This window comes from Amycolatopsis sulphurea (assembly GCF_002564045.1).
Taxonomy (GTDB): Bacteria; Actinomycetota; Actinomycetes; order Mycobacteriales; family Pseudonocardiaceae; genus Amycolatopsis; species Amycolatopsis sulphurea.
Window position 1 is genome coordinate 2,190,020 of the sequence record NZ_PDJK01000002.1, and the last position, 19,471, is coordinate 2,209,490.

The 19,471-nt window shown below is 67.4% G+C and carries 20 protein-coding genes and 1 pseudogene; 14 read left to right on the forward strand and 7 right to left on the reverse strand.

Going from position 1 to position 19,471, the window contains the following annotated elements; translation table 11 throughout:
• Positions 1-20 precede the first annotated feature (20 nt).
• A complete protein-coding gene (locus tag ATK36_RS16315) occupies positions 21-455 on the reverse strand; it encodes a hypothetical protein (protein ID WP_098512347.1) in 435 nt (144 codons plus the stop codon).
• 58 nt (positions 456-513) lie between these two features.
• Between ATK36_RS16315 and ATK36_RS16320 the strand changes: the two genes are divergently transcribed.
• From ATK36_RS16320 to ATK36_RS32255, 5 genes are all read left to right on the forward strand, one after another.
• On the forward strand, positions 514-2,235 hold the full coding sequence (locus tag ATK36_RS16320) for a tetratricopeptide repeat protein (RefSeq protein ID WP_170069765.1): 1,722 nt from the start codon (positions 514-516) through the stop codon (positions 2,233-2,235).
• 68 nt (positions 2,236-2,303) lie between these two features.
• Positions 2,304-2,621, forward strand: coding sequence for a hypothetical protein (locus ATK36_RS16325; RefSeq protein WP_098512349.1), 318 nt, complete (start codon positions 2,304-2,306; stop codon positions 2,619-2,621).
• A gap of 86 nt (positions 2,622-2,707) precedes the next feature.
• Positions 2,708-3,187: a hypothetical protein gene (locus ATK36_RS16330; protein WP_098512350.1), complete on the forward strand. Its 480-nt coding sequence runs from the start codon at positions 2,708-2,710 to the stop codon at positions 3,185-3,187.
• Positions 3,180-3,800, forward strand: a complete 621-nt coding sequence (locus tag ATK36_RS16335) for a DUF3558 domain-containing protein (RefSeq protein ID WP_098512351.1) — start codon at positions 3,180-3,182, stop codon at positions 3,798-3,800. The genes ATK36_RS16330 and ATK36_RS16335 overlap by 8 nt, the downstream gene beginning before the upstream one ends.
• On the forward strand, positions 3,800-4,006 hold the full coding sequence (locus ATK36_RS32255) for a hypothetical protein (protein WP_170069766.1): 207 nt from the start codon (positions 3,800-3,802) through the stop codon (positions 4,004-4,006). The genes ATK36_RS16335 and ATK36_RS32255 overlap by 1 nt, the downstream gene beginning before the upstream one ends.
• Here ATK36_RS32255 and ATK36_RS33590 read toward each other — a convergent pair.
• Positions 3,952-4,453, reverse strand: a pseudogene (locus tag ATK36_RS33590) (sortase domain-containing protein); the annotation flags it as partial. The gene ATK36_RS32255 and the pseudogene ATK36_RS33590 sit on opposite strands and share 55 nt — an antisense overlap.
• Positions 4,454-4,509: 56 nt before the next feature.
• Between ATK36_RS33590 and ATK36_RS16345 the strand changes: the two are divergent.
• Genes ATK36_RS16345 through ATK36_RS16360 form a run of 4 tightly spaced genes read left to right on the forward strand, consistent with a single transcriptional unit; the run spans position 4,510 to position 7,594 of the window.
• Entirely contained in the window at positions 4,510-4,989 is a 480-nt protein-coding gene (locus ATK36_RS16345; protein WP_098512352.1) for a PE domain-containing protein, read from the forward strand.
• Positions 4,982-5,602: a DUF3558 domain-containing protein gene (locus ATK36_RS16350; protein ID WP_098512353.1), complete on the forward strand. Its 621-nt coding sequence runs from the start codon at positions 4,982-4,984 to the stop codon at positions 5,600-5,602. Before ATK36_RS16345 ends, ATK36_RS16350 begins: the two co-directional genes overlap by 8 nt.
• Positions 5,602-6,867: a WXG100 family type VII secretion target gene (locus tag ATK36_RS16355; RefSeq protein ID WP_098512354.1), complete on the forward strand. Its 1,266-nt coding sequence runs from the start codon at positions 5,602-5,604 to the stop codon at positions 6,865-6,867. The genes ATK36_RS16350 and ATK36_RS16355 overlap by 1 nt, the downstream gene beginning before the upstream one ends.
• A gap of 4 nt (positions 6,868-6,871) precedes the next feature.
• The gene (locus ATK36_RS16360) at positions 6,872-7,594 is read left to right on the forward strand and encodes an ESX secretion-associated protein EspG (protein ID WP_170069768.1); all 723 of its coding nucleotides are present in this window, start codon (positions 6,872-6,874) and stop codon (positions 7,592-7,594) included.
• Between the two features lie 105 nt (positions 7,595-7,699).
• Here the strand turns inward: ATK36_RS16360 and ATK36_RS16365 are convergent, their stop codons facing one another.
• Positions 7,700-8,731, reverse strand: a complete 1,032-nt coding sequence (locus tag ATK36_RS16365) for a trans-sulfuration enzyme family protein (protein WP_098512356.1) — start codon at positions 8,729-8,731, stop codon at positions 7,700-7,702.
• 59 nt (positions 8,732-8,790) lie between these two features.
• Complete coding sequence (locus ATK36_RS16370; protein ID WP_098512357.1) at positions 8,791-11,631, reverse strand: penicillin acylase family protein; 2,841 nt, start codon at positions 11,629-11,631, stop codon at positions 8,791-8,793.
• Between the two features lie 149 nt (positions 11,632-11,780).
• Between ATK36_RS16370 and ATK36_RS16375 the strand changes: the two genes are divergently transcribed.
• From ATK36_RS16375 to ATK36_RS16395, 5 genes are all read left to right on the forward strand, one after another.
• A complete protein-coding gene (locus ATK36_RS16375; protein ID WP_098512358.1) occupies positions 11,781-12,155 on the forward strand; it encodes an FKBP-type peptidyl-prolyl cis-trans isomerase in 375 nt (124 codons plus the stop codon).
• A 124-nt stretch (positions 12,156-12,279) separates the two neighbouring features.
• Positions 12,280-13,035, forward strand: coding sequence for a S1 family peptidase (locus ATK36_RS16380; protein ID WP_098512359.1), 756 nt, complete (start codon positions 12,280-12,282; stop codon positions 13,033-13,035).
• 134 nt (positions 13,036-13,169) lie between these two features.
• Positions 13,170-13,916 carry a S1 family peptidase gene (locus ATK36_RS16385; RefSeq protein ID WP_098512360.1) on the forward strand — a complete coding sequence of 249 codons (747 nt, stop codon included), beginning with the start codon at positions 13,170-13,172 and terminating at the stop codon, positions 13,914-13,916.
• Positions 13,917-13,953: 37 nt separating this feature from the next.
• Positions 13,954-14,289 carry a hypothetical protein gene (locus tag ATK36_RS16390; RefSeq protein ID WP_098512361.1) on the forward strand — a complete coding sequence of 112 codons (336 nt, stop codon included), beginning with the start codon at positions 13,954-13,956 and terminating at the stop codon, positions 14,287-14,289.
• A gap of 34 nt (positions 14,290-14,323) precedes the next feature.
• Entirely contained in the window at positions 14,324-15,961 is a 1,638-nt protein-coding gene (locus ATK36_RS16395; RefSeq protein ID WP_141544459.1) for a hypothetical protein, read from the forward strand.
• Here the strand turns inward: ATK36_RS16395 and ATK36_RS16400 are convergent.
• The 3 genes from ATK36_RS16400 to ATK36_RS16405 form a co-directional block, all read right to left on the reverse strand.
• Complete coding sequence (locus ATK36_RS16400) at positions 15,924-17,903, reverse strand: hypothetical protein (RefSeq protein ID WP_098512363.1); 1,980 nt, start codon at positions 17,901-17,903, stop codon at positions 15,924-15,926. The two genes, ATK36_RS16395 and ATK36_RS16400, sit on opposite strands and share 38 nt — an antisense overlap.
• Positions 17,904-18,167: 264 nt before the next feature.
• Positions 18,168-18,758, reverse strand: a complete 591-nt coding sequence (locus tag ATK36_RS31500) for a hypothetical protein (protein WP_141544460.1) — start codon at positions 18,756-18,758, stop codon at positions 18,168-18,170.
• A gap of 83 nt (positions 18,759-18,841) precedes the next feature.
• Positions 18,842-19,471, reverse strand: a complete 630-nt coding sequence (locus ATK36_RS16405) for a hypothetical protein (protein ID WP_098512364.1) — start codon at positions 19,469-19,471, stop codon at positions 18,842-18,844.

Consider the following 19,471-nt stretch of genomic DNA (forward strand, 5'->3'; position numbering starts at 1 on the left):
TCTCCGCCAGCGCCGCCCCATCAGCGCACGCCCGCGAGCAGGGAGCCCGCGCCGGCCAGCGTGGCAAGCCGTTCGGCCACGTCGCGGAGGAGGATCTGCAGGTCGGCCAGCTCGGCACGCAGCTGCGCGGCCTGGTCCCACTCCCGCTCGTGGGCGAGCGTCGGCACCCCGGGTGGCCGAAGCTCGGCATGAGCCTGCAGCCGGGGATGCCACTTGACCAGGAATGGCCGCAATCCGTCGTTCAACAGCCCGACGACCACGGTGTGCGCCGAATCCGCGGTCAGGGACGGCGGTGCCGGGTACTTGGTCAGCGCCTCGCGAGCGCCGTCGAAAACCTGGTGCAGGCTGTCGAGTGCCTCCTCCAGCAGCCCCTCGTCCGGGCCCAGCCGCACGGCCGCGATCCGGCTGGCCAGCGCCACATGCATCTCCCAGGCAAGGGATCGCTCACCGCTCATGTCCGGCATTCTAGGCTCCGGAGACGCTGCCACCACAGCACCGACCGAAGGGGAACCGATGCCGGACGTGTTCATCAGCTACGACCGCACCGACGCGCCGATGGTGGAGCGCCTCGGCGAGCGGTTGGTGAACGCCGGGCTGGAAGTCTTCCTGGACACCGAGGCGATCCGCCCGTTCGAATCCATTTCGGACCGAGTACGCCGGAGTCTCGCCGCGTCCAGCACCCTGCTCGCCTACTACAGCCGCAGTTACGGCTCCCGGCGCGCCTGCCAGGAGGAGTTCACCACGGCGTGGCTGGCCGGCGCCGAGCACGTACTGGTGGTGAACCCGGAGCCGGGCATCGAACACCTTGCGCCGCGCGAAATCCTCGACTACCTGCTGCCCGGGCACCCGGCGACCGAGTACGCGCTGACGAGGTTGGTCGACGCGGTGCGTGCGCGGCTCGCCGCCGTCCCGGACGTGATCGGGTTGGAGCCGGAGCCGCAGCGACTGGTGTCCGCACCCACGAAATTCACCGGGCGGTGGACGGAGCTGTGGCAGCTGCATTCAGTCCTGCACAACGGTGGGATCGCCGTGGTCCACGGGGTGCACGACAGCGGCAAGACCACGCTCGCCCACGCCTATGTGCAGCAGTTCGGCCGTGCCTACGGGCGGATCTTCGTCGGCGACGCGATGGCCGCGGTCCCCGGTGATCTCGTCGTGCTCGATGACGTGAACGAGCTGCCGGGCAAGCTCCCGCGCGGCGTGGCATGCCTGCTGCTGACGCGCGATGCTCACCTTGCGGAGTATGGCATCGGCATCGAACTGACCGATCTGCGCGAGGACGAACTGGACCTCGACCTCGCGTTGCGAGAGGCGGCGGAAGGCAGTGTCGGCCTCGCAGTCCGGCTGGCGGAACAGTTCTCCGGCAGTCCGGAATCCGTTCTCGATCGGCTCTACCAGCTCGAATCCCCGCTCCTCGATCCACTCACCGAACGGATTCCGCCCGCGGTCTCCCGGTTGGGTGAAGAAGCCTGGGACGTGGCCCGGATCCTGGCCGCGGTCGCCCCTGTTCCGTTGACCTGGAAAGTGCTCGCGGAGGTCCTGTTCGAGGCGGGTGGACCGGGCGCGGCCGAGCTGTTCACCTCCACCAACGACCGGATCGAGGAACTGCTCGCCACCGGCGTGCTGATCAGCGACAACGTCGGCGAACTCGTCCTGCCCCGCGCCTTCGCGCTCGCGCTGCGAAAGGCGGAGCCGCGACCGGCCCGCGCGGAGCAGCTGCGGGAGATCACCCTGCGGCTGCTGACAAAACGAGCCCGGCCGCGGCAAGCGGTCGTGCCGGTGCGGCGCCGTTCGGAGCTGGACGAGCAGGAACGCAAGGCCGCGCACCGGATTCTCAACGAACTCACCAGCCGGACCGCGATCCAGCCGCCGCCGGAGGACCATTCGGGCCTGTTGCGTGCCGCGCTCTCCTCGTTGCACGAGCTGATCGACCGGCTCCGCCTGATCACCGACCAGGTCGATCAGGACGCACTCCGCCCCTCCACCCGGATACGCCCCGGCCTGAGCACCGTGATCGGGCACCTGCGAGAGGGCCTCCTGCGGCCATTCCTGACCAAATGGCATCCCGCGCTCGACAACTACTACGACCTTCAGCCACCCGGGGTGGGCAGGTTCGACCACGAACGCAACTGGGACCGGTACGCCGAACTCCAGACGGATTTCGGCAAGCTGCGTTCGTCGATCTCCGAAGTCGCCGACGAACTGACTGTGCTCAGCGGGAATCCGTTGCGGTGAACGGCCAAACCGCGCCGGCCAGACCGGGAGCTGGTACCGGCCACCGACATTGAACGCACCAAGGCGGCGTGCGCACCGCGTTCGACCGGCTCGTGACCGGGTTCTTCGCCGACGTCCGCGCGTTCAAGTCCTATGTGGATTGGGCGTTCGAGTTCAGCGATCGGCTGCTGATCGACGCGACCACCGGCCGCAACCGCTCGGCGATCACGTCGACATGCGCGCAAAGGTTCCGGAGTTCGTCCCGGCCGTGGAACGCGCCCTGCCGAGAGCCAAGCAGAAGCTCTGACCCCGGCGGTGACTCACAGCCCGCCTGGCACGTGCTCAACGCCCGCCACCAGCCGACCCGGCACGACGTGCTCATCCGGCTTCTCGTCGCCTCGCCTTGATCCACAAGGCCCGGCGAAGCTGTCACCGATCGCAGACACTGTGATACCGTCCGTACTGTTCGTCGAGAAGGCTGGGGAGGGCTTTCATGACTGATGACGGCGTCGAGCGCGTCCGGCACCTACCCGCAGACATGCAGGGCCCACTGGTCCCGGGGTACAGGTACGTCCGGGACAAAACACCGGAGCAGGCCGCGAAGGAAGCCGCCGACGCTCAGGCGAAAGCCAACGAGGGCATGTCAACCGGAGGCGGCGGGTACCGGCTGACCCCGGAACTGCTCAAAGAGGTCGTCACCGAGATCGCCGACATCCTGCACTGGATCAACGCCGACGTCAGGCCACACGCGCTGGCACTGCGTTCCTTCAAGCCCATGGGCGACGAAGTCGCCAGCATCGGCTACGTGGAGGACGCCAACGCAGCCGGCCAGTCCTACAACAACTACCTCAACTCCGTCGTTGTCGAGTTGACGCGCCAGAGGGACGCCTTTCACCAGGCCCTGGATACTTACCAGAAGCAAGAGCACCAGGCCGCCGACCACCTGAAAGGCCTCCGACCCCACGATGACTAACCGTCACACCGTCACAGCCAGTCTCGCCGCAGCCACTGTCCTCCTGACCGGGTGCGCGAGCGAGCCCGGTAACGCCGCCCCAGCGTCCCCAGCGCCACCGACCTCCACCGGGCTTCCTTTCGGCGCACCGCCGGTACCCGCTCCGCTCGACCCTGCGCCGCTGAAGAAGGCACCGTGCGACGCGATGACCGCAGACCAGGTCGCCAGCCTTGGCGCACCACTCAAGAACGCAAGGTCAAAGCCCGCGGACCCAACCGGACCCGCCTGCAGCTGGACCTTCGACTACGAAGACGACATCTCGGCAGTAACCGGGGCAGTATTCACCGCGGACCCCACCCACGGCGGAATCAGCGGCCTCTACGGCCAGAAACAGTTCAACGGGCTTACTCGGTTCGAGCCTTTCTCCGCCAACGGCTACCCAGGCGTGATCTACGATGCGGCAACCAACTCCATGCCAGGAAACTGCGCCCTGGCAGTCGGTCTCCGCGACGACCTCACCTACACCATCAGCGTGGGCCTCGATGTCCTCAAGCATCCTTTCGCCGAAGGCTGCGAACTGGGCAAAAAGGTCGCCGGATACGTAATCCAGTATCTCCAGAAGGGGGGCCATTGATGCCGGACGGCTACACCGGCGCAGATGTCTACACCCGGATGCACCGCTACGGCGGCAATACGACCTCCCTGGACAACGACCAACAGGCGGCCGATGCGCTCAAGTCGGCCCATGAAACCCACGAAGGGCCGTATCGGTCCACGCCGATTGAGGAGACCAGGTTTGCGTACACCACGATGGTGTCCTGGTACCTGTGCTCGGCGTGATCGAACACGCCACCGCAGGTGATCAACCGCAGCTGTGGTTTGTCCGTGTTGCTGAAGACCGCCTGGGTCGGGAGTGTCCTTGCGAACCTGATCCTTGTGGTCGACAACGAACTTCAGCTTCTTGCCGTCGCTGCGCTCGACGCCGACGCGGACGCCCTTGAGCCTGGAGAAAACGCCCGGCTGGTGGTTGCCGTCCACATGCCCGAGCACGATCGCCGGACCCACTTCGCCGGGGGCCGGGGAAAGCCGGTACCAGGCGGCCTGCGTCGGCGTTTTCACCGAGGGCACGGAAATCTGGCTGTCCTTGCCGGGCAGCACGGTGATTCGCGAGGATTTGGCGCCGATTCCGGGGATCTCCACCGAGGTCGGCCGCAAACCGGCGAACGGCTTCACGACCGGCACCGAGGTGCTGGACGGCGCCGGATCGTCGACGAATCTGTCACCCATTGCAGACACTGTGATACCGTCCGTACTGTTCGTCGAGAAGGCTGGGGAGGGCTTTCATGACTGATGACGCCGTCGAGCGCGTCCGGCACCTACCCGCAGACATGCAAGGCCCACTGGCACCGGGGTACAAGTACGTCCGGGACAAAACACCGGAGCAGGCCGCGAAGGAAGCCGCCGACGCTCAGGCGCAGGCCAACGAGGGCATGTCCAGCGGAGGCGGCGGATACCGGCTGACTCCGGAACTGCTCAAGGAGATCGTCACCGAGATCGACGACATCCTCGACTGGATCAAGACCGACGTCAGACCACAGGCGCGGCAACTCACCTCCTTCAAGCCGATGGGTGATGAAGTCGCCAGCATCGCCTACGTGCAAGACGCCAACGCCGCCGGCCAGTCCTACAGCAACTATCTCAACTCAGTCGTTGCAGAGTTGATGCGCCAGAGGGATGCCTTTCAGCAGGCCCTGGATACTTACCAGAAGCAAGAAGCCCAGGCCGCCGACCATCTGAAAGGCTTCCGTCCCCAAGATGACTAGCCGTTACCCCGTCACCGTCAGCCTCGCTGCAGCCGCTGTTGTCCTTGCCGGGTGTGCGGGCGAGTCCGGGATCGCTGCCCCAGCGTCTCCTGCACCGCCGACTTCCACCGGGCTTCGTTTCGGCGCACCGGCCGTACCCGCCCCGTTGAACCCGGCGTCAATCGAGAAGGCACCGTGCGACGCGATGACCGCAGACCAGGTCGCCAGCCTGGGCGCACCACTCAAGACCGCAAGGTCAAAGCCCGCGGACCCGACCGGACCCGCCTGCAGCTGGATCTTCGACTACGAAGACGTCATCTCGGCAGTAACCGGTGCAGTATTCACCGCGGACCCCACCCACGGCGGAATCAGCGGACTCTACGGCCAGAAACAGTTCAACGGGCTTACCCGGTTCGAGCCGTTCTCCGCCAACGGCTACCCAGGCGTGATCTACGATGCGGCAACCAACTCCCCGCCGGGTAGCTGCGGGCTGGCAGTTGGTCTCCGCGACGATCTCACCTACACCATCAGCGTAGATATCGACGGTCTCAAACACCCTTTCGCCGAAGGCTGCGAACTGGGCAAAAAGGTCGCCGGATACGTCATCCAGTATCTCCAGAAGGGAGGCCGCTGATGCCTGACGGCTACACCGGTGCGGATGTCTACGCCCGGATGCATCGTTACGGTGGTAACACCGCTTCCCTCGACGCCGGGCAGCAGGCGGCCGACGCACTCAAAGCGGCCCACGAAACCCTGATGACCAGGATCGCCCGCCTGCAAGGCAAGATGGACGCGTCCTGGGAAGGTGACGCTGCGGGCAAAGCTCAGGCCGGGTTGACTCCGCTGCTGGAAACCTCTCAGCAGGCGTCCGAAGATCTCGGGCGCAGCGCCCAGTCGCTTACCGCGCAGAACGGCGGCTTCCACGGCACGCTGAACAAACTCGCGCCCATGGACACCAACCGTCCCGACACGAACGATCTGGCGAGCTACAACCCGTTCGGCGCGAGTGATTCGGAAAAAGCCGCAGCGCGGTGGGATGACGCGGACAGGAACAACAAGGAAGCCTACGGGGCTTACGTCGCCACCACCGATGGAAACCGCAATTCGTCGGCCAAGGACTATCCGGTCCTGAACGCCGCGCCGGCGGGGCTGTCCGTCAACCTCACCCCGAGTGGCAAAGGGACGCCGGGTGGTATCGACGGAACTGGCGGCAGCGGCGGGCACGGCGTGGGCCGCCACGGCGGCTGGTATTCGCCCAGCACGGGCAGCACCGGCAACACCGGCCAGGTCGGCAGTTCGGCGTCGCCGCCTGTCATCGACTCCTCTCACGCTCCCGGCAGTGAGAATTCTCCTGCGCAGCACGCCACGGCACCGGATTCCACAACGGTGGCCGGGTACACGCCCAAAGCTCCGGTCAGCAATGCGCCCGGGTTCGGCACCGGGTTGCTGCCGACGTTCGGTCCGAACAGCAGCGGCACGGATTCGGTGGTCGGCGGCGGCTTCGGCGGCCCAGGAGGCAGTTTCGGCACTCCGGGCAGTGGGTTCGGCGCGCCGGGCAGCGGCGGGGAAAGCAGTCTCGGCGGGCGGACCGGCGCCGGAGGCAGCTCTGGTGCGCGCAGCGGAGCCGGCGGCGGGCGGCAGCTCGGCGCCGGAAAGGGAACTGGTACGGGAACCCCGGCAGGCGGCCAGAGCGCCGCACGCGCTGGCGGCGCCGCCGGAGGGCCTGGCGCCAAGGGTTCGCCGGGCATGGGCGGCATGGGTGCCGGAGCGGGGAAGGGCAAGGGCACCGAGGACGAGGAGCACCAGCGGAAGGTGACTTACCTCGACGAGGATGTCGACGAGCTGTTCGGTGGCTATCCCGACGGTATGCGCCCGACCCCACCCACCATCGGAGCCTGACACCTTGCTTCGCTCTCCCCTGCGGTTTTCCCGCGCCGGTTACCAGAATCTGGTCCGCCGTCTCGACCGCACAGACCCGCACCCGACCCTGATCGGCGGGGAAAAGTGGTACCCGGAGGAAGAACAGGTCCGGCAGGACTCGAACGCGGACGCCGAACTGGCCGCCACGGGCTGGCCGGCCCGCGACTTCGCCGAGGTCATCGGTCTCCTGCAACGGCCTTCCGTTGACCGCTATTGCTGGGCCCGGATCAACGGCCGCGACCTGACTTTGCAGGCCGCGTCGGCCGGGCGCGACGCGGTCCTCGCCATCGCCGGCCAGGACACGATCACCCTTTTCCCCAGCTCCGCGGAAGCCGTTGCCTGGGATCTGGTGGCCGCGCTACCGGACACCCCGCCGGCCGCGAACCTGCATTCGCTGTCCTGCTCGGAAGCCGACTACCGCGCGGCGCTCTCCGGCAATCCGCCGGCCACCCGCACGAACAGCGCCCGCGACGCACGTCGCGCCGTCGAGTGGATGCAGGCGCCTCGGGTCCACACCGGACGGCTGTACGTCGCGATCCGCCGTGGTACCGAACGGATCCGCAACGAACACCCGCCCTACTGGATCGACACCGAGCAAGGCCGGTTCACCGCAACGGTCACCAACGGCTGGCTCAGCATCGGCCGAGCCCGCATCGACGACCTCACCCGGATGCTGCACACCATCGAAGCCGGCCTGCGCGCCTGACCTCGCTCCGTCGGCAACGGGGCCGTGAGGATTCACCAGTTCACGCGCAAGGCACCGCGGAAACGGTGACAAACCCGGCGAGTCCCACTGAAAACGTGACGTTGTTCAGCCCAGCGCGGTCAGCAAATCCTGCCAAAGGTCCTCGGGATCCTCCAGCCCGACCGAGAACCGGATGAGCCCCGGCGGCACCCGGTCCTCGCCCGGCAGCCAGGCACGCCGCTCGATCAGGCTTTCCACCCCGCCGAGGCTGGTCGCCGGGCGAATCAGCCGCACTGCCGCGCACACCCGGTCCGCAGCGTCCGCATCCGGCAACTCGAATGCCACCATCATCCCGAAACCGGGGTAACGAACCTTCGTTATCTGCAGGTGTTCCGACAATCGCGAAGCCAGCAGCTCCGCGGTGCGCGTTTGTTCTGCCAATCGCACCGGCAACGTACGCAACCCGCGCAACGCGAGCCACGCTTCGAGTGCGCCAGGAGTGGAACCGAGCCGCGTACGCGCCGCGCGCAGGTCACGCCCCGCTGCCTCGTCGCGCGCGACTGCGACGCCGAGTAGAAGATCGCTGTGTCCACCGATCAGCTTCGTCGCGCTGTGCACCACGATGTCCGCACCCAGTGACAACGGCTGCTGGCGCAACGGCGTCGCGAAGGTGTTGTCGACGACGACGCGGCCTCGCGTACCCCGCGCAATGGTCTCAATCTCCATCACGTCGAGCGTCGGGTTGGTCGGTGACTCAAGCCAGAGAAGGTCGGCGTCACAGTCAAGCCACGCCTGGGTGTCCGTGGGCTCCAGCTCAGTGACGGTCAGCCGCCCAAGCTGCTGCGCGTGCTGAAGCGCGCCACGCGTGACGGCGTAGCTGAACGTCGGCACCGCGACTGTGGACCCGACCGGCAACGAGTCCAGGACAGCGGACAACGTCGCAACGCCCGAGCCGTACGCCGTCGCGTAGCCGCCTTCGAGCGACCCGACGACTTCTTCGAACGCAGCCCAGGTATCCGTCCCGTCCGAGCGCGCGTACACCGAGTCCCCGCCAGCTTCGTACGTGCTTGTGGCCACGATCGGCGTGTTGAGCGGCTCACCGGGACCGTGCGGCCGTCCCGCCGCAATCGCCCGTGTACGCGGAGTCCAGTCGTCCATGCAGACACGGTAACCAGGTGCTTGTCCGGTCGCAGCGACGAAAGTCACCGAGCAGCACGTCAGTGCGCGTACACCGGAGTAACGGAGTCCCCGCGGTGGGCGGGGTACTCCACCACCTGCTGGAAGGTCGGCCGGTTCTGGGTGCTGATCTTGCCGTGCGCGATGCCGCCGAGCGGTCTCTGGATCACCGTGTCCGCACACCACTGGTCACCGGCCGAGCAATCGCTGTCACCCGGGTACACGGTGTGCGCCGGCTGAGCCGAGGCCTGCGTGAGCGAATCGACGAGCGCGGTGCGGCAAGCGCCGAGGTCGCCGCCCCCGCAGAACTTCGCGCCCAGCGGCCCGGCCACCGGCTGCCCGAGCACCGTACGCAGATCCTTGCTTACGTACCCCCACCAGCCGTGCTGGTAGGAGGAACCCTGGTGCGGCTGGCCAACATGCTTGCCCAGCACCTCGTTCTGGAATCCGGACGGGCTTTCGTTGATCTGCAGCACATTCGTCATCGCGGTGAACGCGGCGTCGCCCATCGCCGGTTTGAACTCCGCGCTGACCAGCAGTGGCCACCAGGCGTCCATGATCCGGATCGCGTCCGCGTCGTTGTATTTCTTGCTGCCCCGAGCCGATTCCACACGCTGGTGCCCGTGCTCCAGCCAGGTTTTCAGCTTCGCTTCGGCATCCGCGGCCGCGCCGGTGAGCGGGGCCTTGTCCAAGATCTGCACCAGCAACGGCAGGATCTTCTCGGCACGCAGGTCGGCGAGCGCGGCATCCGCCATGGCCTGCGTCAGGTTCACCCGGGTCACCTTGGTGCCGCTGGAAATCAGCGCCTTGACCCGGGCATCGAGCAGATCCGCACGGTGGACGGCGGACTTGTCCGCGCCCCCGGAGGCGTACCCGTCGGCCTGTGCGTTGTTCCAGCTGACGTAGTAGTCCTGGTTCACCGACTGCGGATGCTGCGCCGCCGGCGTGTAGTCCGCCTTGTTCCCGGCAGGGTTCCAGCCCTGCCAGTCGAAGCCGCGATCGCCCCAGGTCGGCATCATCGGGTCGGCCTTCGGGCTACGCACCGGGTTCGCACCCGAGTTGAAGTACGCGACGTCCTTCGAGTCGGCGTAGAACCAGTTGAAGGTGAAGTTGACGGCTCCGGCGGCCTTCTGGAAGTCCGCGGCGGAGCGGACGAAGTCCGGGTCGTTGAACTCCTGGAACCCGATCAGCGAGTCCGCCTCGTGGAGGTACGAGGAGCGCAACGACGAGTAGGCCACCGGTTTCCCGCCGACCGTGGCCCGCGCGGTGACCGGACCGTACTTCGTGCGGTAACTACGCAGCGTGTACGAACCGGCGGCCGTGCCGCCGGTCACCGTCGGCGTCCAGGAATCCTTGCGCTCCACCGTGTCCATCGGAACGCACTTGCCCTGGTACAGGTAATAATTCGAGTCCTTTGTGGCCGGTTGACCGCTCGGCTCGCACAACGGCGACGCGAACGTGTCGGTGATGTCCTGCGCGGAGGTCGTCGCGCTCCACGAGTAGTCCTGGCCGCGACCGAGCAGCACATACAGGCTCAGCCCGGCGAACGACGCGCCGCGCGCGCTGATCCCCGGCCCCTGCAGCTCCTGCAACATCAGCAGCTGCGGCGCGAAATACCCGGTCTGCGGACCGAACACGGCGACCGGGTGCCCGCTGGCGGTCTTCGAACCCGACACCACGAGCGCGTTGGACATGCCGTGCTTGCCCTTGAGCATGTTCCCCGGCAGCACGCCGTTGTCGAACATCCCGCGCGCGGCTTCCTGCCCCTTCTGCGCGGGCACGGCCACCTTCGCGGGAGTCGAGCCGGCCGCGGAACCGGTCCGGTCGTACACGAGCTGCTGGTCGGTCACCGAGCCCGGGTCCGGCATCGCCATGCCCTGCGGGTTCGCCGGAGTGTTGCCATACGGGAACTTCTGCCCGTCGTGCAGGGTCTTCACGGCCTCCGGGTCGCTCTCCGCGCGCAGGCTCTGCCAGACCTTCTCACCCTGCTCCGCACCGTACTTCTCCTGCAGCGCCAGCTTCGCGACCGCGCTCTGCACCTCGCCACCGCCACCGGCGCCGAACTGCGCGCCGACCACCGAGGCGAGCACCACAAGGTCGGTCAGCTTGAACGGTTCGATGGTGCCTGCGTTGGTGATCGCGTCCACATGCCCGGTCAGCACGTACTCGCCGGGGAAGTACCGGCCGTTGTGGGCATCGGTGATGTACTTGTTGATCCCGTCGAGGTAGGCCTGCGCGTCGGAGAGGCCCTGCTTACCGCGCGGGCCTCTCGCGGCGACCGCGTCGATCTGCTGCTTCAGCTCGTCTTCGGTGTATGGCGCAGCGGCGAAGAGGGACTGCTCCAGCTCGCGGTTCGCGGGTGCACCGCCGGCGTAGGAAGTCAGCTGGCCGCGGCCGACCCGGCGCATGATGTCCATCAGCCACAACCGGTCCTGCCCGGCGGCGTACCCGGCGCCGAACTCCGTGCCCGCGCGCGTCGTGCCCTGGATGTGGGGCACGCCAGTCGCCTTGTCCCGGGTGATCGTGACGTCGGCACGTGGTTTGAGCGTGCTCGCCACCTGGTCGGCCGGCACCCCGAAGGACGAGTCGTTGAAGAACTTGCCGATCGTGGCAGTGGTCAGCTTCTTGTACCCACCGGCCAGATCGGCGTATTTGCCGAGCTGATCGTCGGCGTGCGCGGGCTGGGTGCCGAACACTTTGTTGGCCAGGATCTCGGCGACCGTCGCGCTGCCGTTTTCACCCGGCGGCAGGATGTCGTTGCACTGTCCGGCGCAGTAGTCGTTGCCGGGCACTGCGGCCGCGGCCGGGGCAACGGCCTGCGTCAGGCCGGTGACCAGCACCGCAAGCACCGGCACGGTCAAGAAACGGATGCGTCGTCGCATGCCCGGTGCTCCCGTCTGCAGTGACTTCCCCAGAGTGATCCAGCGCAACCTACTTGTCGATAGAGCATGCGTGAAGACTTTTCGCGTTTCTCCCGCCGTTGCGCGTAGTCCGATCGGCGCAGTCCGGACTCCGTCGGTACGGTGAGCCCATGACCTTGCAAAAGCCCGAAATCGATCGCCCGGACGGGCCGCCGCCGGCCGACCTCGAGATCACCGACCTGACCGTCGGGAACGGCGCCGAAGCCGTCCCGGGCAACAACGTCTCGGTGCACTACGTCGGAGTCTCGCATTCGACCGGCGCACAGTTCGACGCGTCCTACGACCGGGGCGCACCGCTGGAGTTCGAACTCGGCTCCGGCTATGTGATCCCCGGCTGGGATCGGGGCGTGACCGGGATGAAGATCGGCGGCCGCCGCAAGCTGGTCATCCCGCCGCACCTCGCCTACGGCGAACGCGGCGCGGGTGACGTGATCAAGCCCAACGAGACGCTGATCTTCGTCGTCGACCTGGTCGACGCGCGCTGAACCACCACGAACAGGCAGCAAGGGTGGCCGCGGGGACACCCTTGCTGTTGCCCGCGTTCGGAGTAATTGGTTCCTCTGTCACCCTCTGAGGCACATCACGTTCATTTCCCTCGGAGAGTTCTTCATGCGCATTCGCGCCGCAGTGTCCGCTGCCGTTCTCACCGTCGGCCTCGCAGTGATCTCTGCCACGCCGGCCAATGCGGTCGCCAACGGCGAAGATGTTCCGCAAGGAAAGTTCGCCTTCGCCGCAAAACTCACCATGACGGACATCCCGAAGCCGGACGGCAGCAAGTACGACAGCGCCTGTTCCGGCGCGCTGATCGCACCGCAGTGGATCATCACCGCCGGACACTGCTTCCACAATCCGCGGCGCGACCGGGTCTCCGGCCCCGTGCCGTACCCGACCTCGGTACTACTCGGCACGACCGTGCAAGGGGACGGGCTCGGCGAGACCCGCACCGTGACCGACGTACTTCAGTCGGGCAAGAACGACATCGCGCTCGCGAAGCTGGACAACCCGGTCACCGACATCACCCCGTTGTCGGTACGGAAGGAGGCGCCGGCCATCGGCGAGAAGCTCACGCTGGCCGGCTGGGGCAGCCTCACCGCGACCAACCCGACCCCGTCGGCCAAGCTGCGGCAGGGCCGGATGAAGGTCATCGAAGTCGCCGAGACGACGGTGGCCGTACTGGGCATCGCCCCGAAGAACGACACCAGCGCCTGCAGCTACGACTCCGGCGCCCCGTACTTCATTCCGAAGGGCGACGGCGGCAGGCTCGTCTCGATCGAGTCGACCGGCCCGGAGTGCCCGCATACCGAAGCCGAGACCACGGCACGCGCAGACGCGGTAGAGGACTGGATCTGCGAACACATCGCGTGAGGATGTCCGCCCGGTCAAGTACCTGAACGGCGCTTTTCCTTCGCTCGACAAGGGAATTTCGCGTCGGGACCAGGCTGGTTAGCGTGGATGGCCGAGCATCGGCACGCCGCCGGTGACCCGGACGAAGGGACAGAATGCGCGTCCGCGCCGCCATCACCGCAGCAGCTTTCCTGCCCATCCTGACCGCGGGGCCGGCCTTCGCCGTGGCCCACGGGTCCGACGTACCGGCCGGCCAGTACGGCTTCGCCGCCAAAGTGACCATGACCGGCATCCCGAGCCCGAACGGCGGAGCGTACGGAAGCGTCTGCTCGGGCGCTCTCGTGTCGCCGGGATGGATCCTCACCACCGGACACTGCTTCCACGACGCACACCGCAACCGCGTCTCCGGCCCGGTGCCGTACCCGACCACGGTGACCCTCGGCCTCGTTGACGAGCAGAAGGAGAAGGGCGTCACCCGCAAGGTCACCGAGGTGCTGCAGGCCGGGCCGAACGACGTCGCGCTGGCGAAGCTGGACAGCCCGGTCACCGAGGTGACCCCGCTGACCGTGAACAAGCTCGTCCCCGGCACCGGGCAGCAGCTGACCCTGGCCGGCTGGGGCAGCCTCACCGCGACCAAGCCGACCCCGTCGACCAAGCTGCAGCAGGGCACGGTCAAAATCGCGACGGTCGGCGCCGCCACGGTCACCGTGCACGGGGTTTCGCCCGCCGCGGACACCAGCGCGTGCGCTTTCGATTCCGGTGCCCCGTACTTCGTGCCGTCCGGCGCGGGCGGGCAGCTGATCTCGATCGAGACCAACGGCCCGGACTGCCCGCACACGAGCACCGAGACGACCTCGCGGGTGGACGTGCTCGCGGACTGGATCACCGCGAACGCGAAATGAGTACCGTGGTCAGGGACTGCCGACCCGAGGAGCGCCGATGCCCGAGCCGATCCTGACCGCCGTCGCGACCGCACTGGCCACGAAGGCGGCGACCGGACTCTACGAACTGGTCAAACGCAGGTTCTCGAAGGACGAGAAGGCGGTCGCCACCCTGGCGGCGGCGAACCCCGGCAATCCGGCCAGCATCCAGGCCCTCGCCGAGCGCCTGGACACCGAAGGCAGGCAGGACCCGGCCTTCGCCACGGAACTGCGCAGCACGTTCGAGGTCCACCAGTCGGCAGGCGGCACCGCGGTGCACAACCACGTCGGCCAGGTGGCCGAGGGCGCCAAGGTTGTCCAGATGGGTGACGTACACGGCAACGTCAATCTCTGACCGGCACGGAGAGCGCTCGGTAAGATCGCTCTCCGTGCCATCGTTGCCCGTGCCACCCCGCTGGCGGACCGTGCGAACCGAACGCGCCGTCCTGGGCGTGGTGCACAACGTCACCGCCGCCACCCGGCTGCTCGACGTGCTCTCCCTGTTCGCCGGGGACCACCGGCTCCAGTTCGTCTTCACCTGCCCCGGCTCCAGCGCATTCACCGGCGGCACGGCCGAATATCTTGCCGCCCACGGTATCCGGCTACTGCCCTGGAAAGAGGCCGTGCACGGCGGATTCGATTGGACGGTGTCCGCCAGTTATGGCGGTGACCTGCACAAACTACGTGGCCCCTTGACCGTGCTGCCGCACGGAATGGGGTACAATAAATTCTTGGAAAGCGGGAAAGCGGGAAAGCGGGAAAGCGGGAAAGCGGGAAAGCGGGAAAGCGGGGTCTTCGGGCTTTCTCCGCACTGGCTGATGCACGGCGGTTCGGTGGTGCCGGCACATCTCGTGCTCTCCCATGAGGAGCAGCTCGACCGGCTCCGGCTCAGCTGCCCGTCCGCGGCCGACCGGGCGATCGTGGCGGGCGATCCCTGTCTCGACCGGTTGCGGGCCAGCCTGCCTCTGCGGGAAACGTACCGGCAGATGTTCGGCGTGCGCGGCGGGCGGAAGCTGCTGTTCCTCACCTCGACCTGGGGTGCCGATTCGCTGTACGGCACCGATCCGGACCTGCCCGCCCGGCTGGCCGCGCACCTGCCGCTCGACGAATTCGCCATCGTGGTCGCGCTGCACCCCAATATCGAGCAGGGCCACCAGTCGTGGCAGCTGAATCAGTGGCTGTCGCAGTGCCGCCGGTCCGGGGTCACCGTGCTGCCACGGGAAGACCTGTGGCAACAAGCCGCCGTGGCCGCGGACGTGACTGTCGGGGACCACGGCTCGGTGACCTTCTACTCCGCGTGCCTGGGTACTCCGGTCCTGCTCGCCAACGCTCCACATGAGACAGTCGACCCGGCGTCCCCGATCGCCGCCCTGCTACGGACCGCGCCCCAGCTCACGACCACCGGCTTCGCCGCACAGATCGCCGAGGCGATGGCCTTCCCGGCCGCGCTCGGCAAAGTCGTCGCCCTCGCCACCAGCGCGCCGGGGGAATTCGCCGCCCGCATGCTCGACCTCGGTTACCGCACGCTGCGCTTGACTCCGCCGAAACGGACACCGAGCTTCACCGCGTTCCCTCTCGTCCAAGTCCCGCGCCAGGAACCAGCGGCCCACTGGGTACGCGTCATCGACGACGAGGTGGTCCGATACGCGGCCGTCGACGACGTTTTTCCGGCGGACGCGCATCTCGTGGTCACCACCGAGGCACCGGATCCCCGTCTCCTGGAACAGGCGAGCGTCATCCTCGGCGGCCCCGCCACCGATCCGGCGCGGTGGATCGCGGCCACCTTGTGCGCCCTCCCCGGCTGCGAGTGGGCCGCCTGCCCCGCGGAAACCGGCTGGTGGGCCGGAAATCACGACGGGCTGCTCGTCGAGTTCACCACCCCGGAACTGCCGCAGGTGGTTCCGTCACTGCTGCACGCTCTCGGTTCGATCCCCGACGAACTCTCGTTCACCGCCGCCGGCGTTCGCCATCAGGTGCGGCTGAACGTGCTCATCGATGATCGTCCAGGTGCGCCAGCCACTCCATGAACTCGGCCGCTTCGGCGGTGTATCCCCGCAGCTGGGCGATGTTCAACCCGTCCTCCGCGTAGGCCCGAGCCTGCTCGGCCTCGCCCCGCGTGCGAGCGATTTCCGCGAGCCCGCGATGGGCGGAGATCCGTTCGAGATGCGCCTGCTCTTCCTCCGCGACGCGGACGAACAGGTCCACCGCCGCGTCCAGGTCGCCGGCTGCCATCGCGGTCCGCCCGCGCCAGAGCAGGATCTTGACCCGATTCGACGACTCCGACCCCAACACCCGCTCGGCGCTGTCGAGCAACCCCACCGCTTCCGCCGGCGCGACGACCTTCGCGAGGTGCATTTCCGCCACCGCGATCCGGCGCTCGATCCCCAGCCGTTCGGCGACTTTGAGGTTGTGCCGCAACGTTTCTTCCGCTTCCGGCGCACCCACGTCGACGTATGCCAGCCCGAGCCCTTCGACTGCACTGGCTTCCGCGGTCACCGAACCCGCTTCACGCGCCAGCTCGGCCGCACGGCCGAACTCGGCGTACGCCGTGTCCCAGTCCCGCGCCTGACGGGCCGCGAATCCGCGCTGGGTACGAAGAACCGACTCGGCGACCTTCGATCCCCACACCTGCGCGGCACGGATACCCAGCTCGTTCACCGCGATCATTTCGCTGGTCCGCCCACCGGCCTGATGCACCGGCCACAACGCCAGCGCAAGCCGGCAAACGTCCTCAGGTTCGGCGTTTTCCGTGGCCGCCACCAGGTTGCCGCGCTCCACGCGCAGCCAGTCACGAGCGGCTTCCGCGCTGCGCCCGTCCACTGCGAGCCCTGGCCAGAGCGCCTTGTTCCACCCGCGCGCGCCGACCCGCTCAGCGACCGCCAGCCCGGTCGCCGCGTAGTACGCGACCAGTGTTTCCCGGAGTCCGCCTGCTTTTTTGGCCGCGTGCAACCGGGTCAGCCCGGTCATCCGGTACCGGCCGCCACCGGTGGGCTCGATCAGGTTGGCCCGGCGCAGCTGCCGGAGGACGTCCTGAACGTCGTCGAGGTCCAGGCTCAGGGTCGCCATCAGGGTTTCCGGCGCGAGGTCACCGTCGCCGGGATGCGCGCCGAATGCCCGGTAGCAGGCTTGCGAGTCCTCGTCCAGCCGGTCGTAGGCGACGTCGAATACCGCGCTGGCGAGCCCGCCTTTGCGCTTGATCCGGCCGATCAGGTACTCGATCGACCATTCGGTGGCTTCCGCGAGCATGGCGCCGGCGACCGTCAGCTCCGCCGCCGAACCCGCGCAGATTTCCAGCAGCGCGGCCAGCTGCCCAGGCTCCGCCGTGAGCCGCTCCGCGCCCGCCAGCTCGGTGAGCACCCCAAGCGCCGCTTCGTCGGTCAGCGGATCAAGCCGCACGTCACGCGCGGAATGCCGACGCCGCAACTCGGCCAGCCCACCCGCCTCGACGACCAGCACCATCGCCCCGGCCCCCGTCGGCAACACCGCCCGGACCTGCGCGGCGCTCGTGGCGTCGTCGAGCAGCAGGGCGATTTTCTTGTCCCCGCTCCAGCTCCGCCACATCGCCGACCGCGCCTCGAGACTGGCCGGCAGCTGCTCCGCGCTGTGCCCGCTCAGCTCCAAAAGCTCGGCGAGCACGTCGGTGACCGCCCGCCGCCCCATCCGCACCGAAAAGCACCCGTCGGGGAACCGCTCCCGGTTGCGATACGCCCAGCACTGCCCGAGCGTGCTGCGCCCACTGCCCGGCGCCCCGAGCACGATCGCCACCGCGACCCCGTCCGCGCATTCGTCGTGAATCTGCCCCAGCTTACCCAGCTGGACCTCGTTGTTCCGATAATGCCGTGGCGGCTCCGGCACCCGAGCCGGCGGCACCACCGGCCCGGCCGGCGGGTGGAAGTGCACACCACCGTAGACATCCCGCCCTTGGAAGACGGTATGCGCTGTGCCGTCGAAGAAGTTACCGTCGCTCATGCTCCCCCGCCCTGGACGTCCGTCCGCTCAGCGTACCGGAAAGATCACGATCCGTGCCGGGGTTGCTTTCGTCTTTCTCCGGCAAGCTGCCCGCCACCTTCCCGCCCGCAGACCCGGACTTTGTTCAGCACCATGCGGTGACCAGCACCCGATGACACCAAGTGAAGGATTTACGCCTGTTCTCAGTCAGTAGATTATTGGTCCGTCTGACAAGTCGCCTCGACTTTTCAAAATTACGCTGATACCCAAGAATTTTGCAGACCACTACCTTGAAGCAACAGTGCAACGAGTTGCCCACGCAGGTATCGAGCATTGGCTCGCGTGGATACTGGCAGCCATCTGCACGAGCGGTCGGTTGGGGATTTGATCTTGTCCAGGTGGTTCCGGCCGAAGCTCCGGCCTGACCCCGCCGAGCTCAATGCCGCCGTACTCCCGGCCAGAGTCGGTCTTCCAGACAACCGCAATGCTGCTGGCCCGGATCTGGACAGTCGGATAGTTCCAGCTTCCGCTGTTGGTGAGGTTGATCGCCATGTTGCCCCGCGTGTCCGTCACCGAGACGCTGCGGTTCTTGCTGATAGTGACGGCTGGCCTGGCCGCTGCGACCGGGGCGATGTTCACCTGAACGACGACCTGGTCGGGACGGCGATCGACATCCGCCTCGGCAGGCTCGAACAAGACAAACGGACCGTGGTAGTAGACCGCCTGTGGGCTCTGGCCGCCGAGCTGAATCCCACCGTGTCCGCACTGCTGGCCGCAGCGGAAGCCGTCGTCGTGCAGGTCGAAAACACTCGGTCGGACGTCAGTGCCGGCACCCGGGACTCCGGCGCTCGGTGATCTACAGCGTTCGCGGGACACACGGTTGCGAGTTGGCTACCATCGGTTCGGCTTAAGGCTGGGGCAGATTCCGGCACAGGCCCTGGTCACCGCCTGCTCAACCGTCAGGTGGAGGCGTCGGCCCACTCGAAGGTGCCGAAGATCCCCCGAGCCAAGTCGACCACGTGCGCCCAGTCCTCGGTGTTGTTGCTGGTCACAGCGAGACCGAGAATCACCTTCGTACCGGGAATCCACGCTGTGATCGCGTGCTCGGCGATCTCCACGGTGTCCTCACCGACCGAGATGCTGCCGGGTGTGACGGACTGCGCAACCACCGCCGGACCGACCGGAAGTTCCACAATCTCCACCGGCCCGCTCGCGGTGCTGCGATGCACCTCGTCCAAGCCGGCGATCGCCACATTGGTCGACGTGTGGTCGGACTCCAGGCAGAAGCAGTTGACCAACGCCGTGATCGGCCGGTTCAGATCCTCGGGTGAGCGGAAGAACCCGGCAGCGGTGTAGCTGGAACCACCAGCCTCGGCCGCCGCGGCTGTCGTGGCGAGCATGACGGTGGCTTCAGCCATGCCCTGGTCCATGGGAGTGTCAGGGTCCAGTCCGAACTGCTCGGCAAGCTCGCGGGCCAGCAGGTTGAGTTGTTCCATCTCGGTGTCGCCGCGCGGTAGGTCGATGAAACCGCCGGGCAGTACCAGATTGAACTGGTGCTGACGCAGCGTTGAGGGGGCCTGAGCGGTCAT

What these genes read in the sequence shown, in the direction of transcription:
- ATK36_RS16335 (WP_098512351.1), top strand. Translation starts at nt 3,180, where the DNA reads ATGACTAACCGTCACACCGTCACAGCCAGTCTCGCCGCAGCCACTGTC.
- ATK36_RS16330 (WP_098512350.1), top strand. Translation starts at nt 2,708, where the DNA reads ATGACTGATGACGGCGTCGAGCGCGTCCGGCACCTACCCGCAGACATG.
- ATK36_RS16370 (WP_098512357.1), bottom strand. Translation starts at nt 11,631, where the DNA reads ATGCGACGACGCATCCGTTTCTTGACCGTGCCGGTGCTTGCGGTGCTG.
- ATK36_RS16400 (WP_098512363.1), bottom strand. Translation starts at nt 17,903, where the DNA reads ATGAGCGACGGTAACTTCTTCGACGGCACAGCGCATACCGTCTTCCAA.
- ATK36_RS16375 (WP_098512358.1), top strand. Translation starts at nt 11,781, where the DNA reads ATGACCTTGCAAAAGCCCGAAATCGATCGCCCGGACGGGCCGCCGCCG.
- ATK36_RS16365 (WP_098512356.1), bottom strand. Translation starts at nt 8,731, where the DNA reads ATGGACGACTGGACTCCGCGTACACGGGCGATTGCGGCGGGACGGCCG.
- ATK36_RS16355 (WP_098512354.1), top strand. Translation starts at nt 5,602, where the DNA reads ATGCCTGACGGCTACACCGGTGCGGATGTCTACGCCCGGATGCATCGT.
- ATK36_RS16380 (WP_098512359.1), top strand. Translation starts at nt 12,280, where the DNA reads ATGCGCATTCGCGCCGCAGTGTCCGCTGCCGTTCTCACCGTCGGCCTC.
- ATK36_RS16320 (WP_170069765.1), top strand. Translation starts at nt 514, where the DNA reads ATGCCGGACGTGTTCATCAGCTACGACCGCACCGACGCGCCGATGGTG.
- ATK36_RS16315 (WP_098512347.1), bottom strand. Translation starts at nt 455, where the DNA reads ATGAGCGGTGAGCGATCCCTTGCCTGGGAGATGCATGTGGCGCTGGCC.
- ATK36_RS16390 (WP_098512361.1), top strand. Translation starts at nt 13,954, where the DNA reads ATGCCCGAGCCGATCCTGACCGCCGTCGCGACCGCACTGGCCACGAAG.
- ATK36_RS16345 (WP_098512352.1), top strand. Translation starts at nt 4,510, where the DNA reads ATGACTGATGACGCCGTCGAGCGCGTCCGGCACCTACCCGCAGACATG.
- ATK36_RS32255 (WP_170069766.1), top strand. Translation starts at nt 3,800, where the DNA reads ATGCCGGACGGCTACACCGGCGCAGATGTCTACACCCGGATGCACCGC.
- ATK36_RS16405 (WP_098512364.1), bottom strand. Translation starts at nt 19,471, where the DNA reads ATGACCGCTCAGGCCCCCTCAACGCTGCGTCAGCACCAGTTCAATCTG.
- ATK36_RS16385 (WP_098512360.1), top strand. Translation starts at nt 13,170, where the DNA reads ATGCGCGTCCGCGCCGCCATCACCGCAGCAGCTTTCCTGCCCATCCTG.
- ATK36_RS16350 (WP_098512353.1), top strand. Translation starts at nt 4,982, where the DNA reads ATGACTAGCCGTTACCCCGTCACCGTCAGCCTCGCTGCAGCCGCTGTT.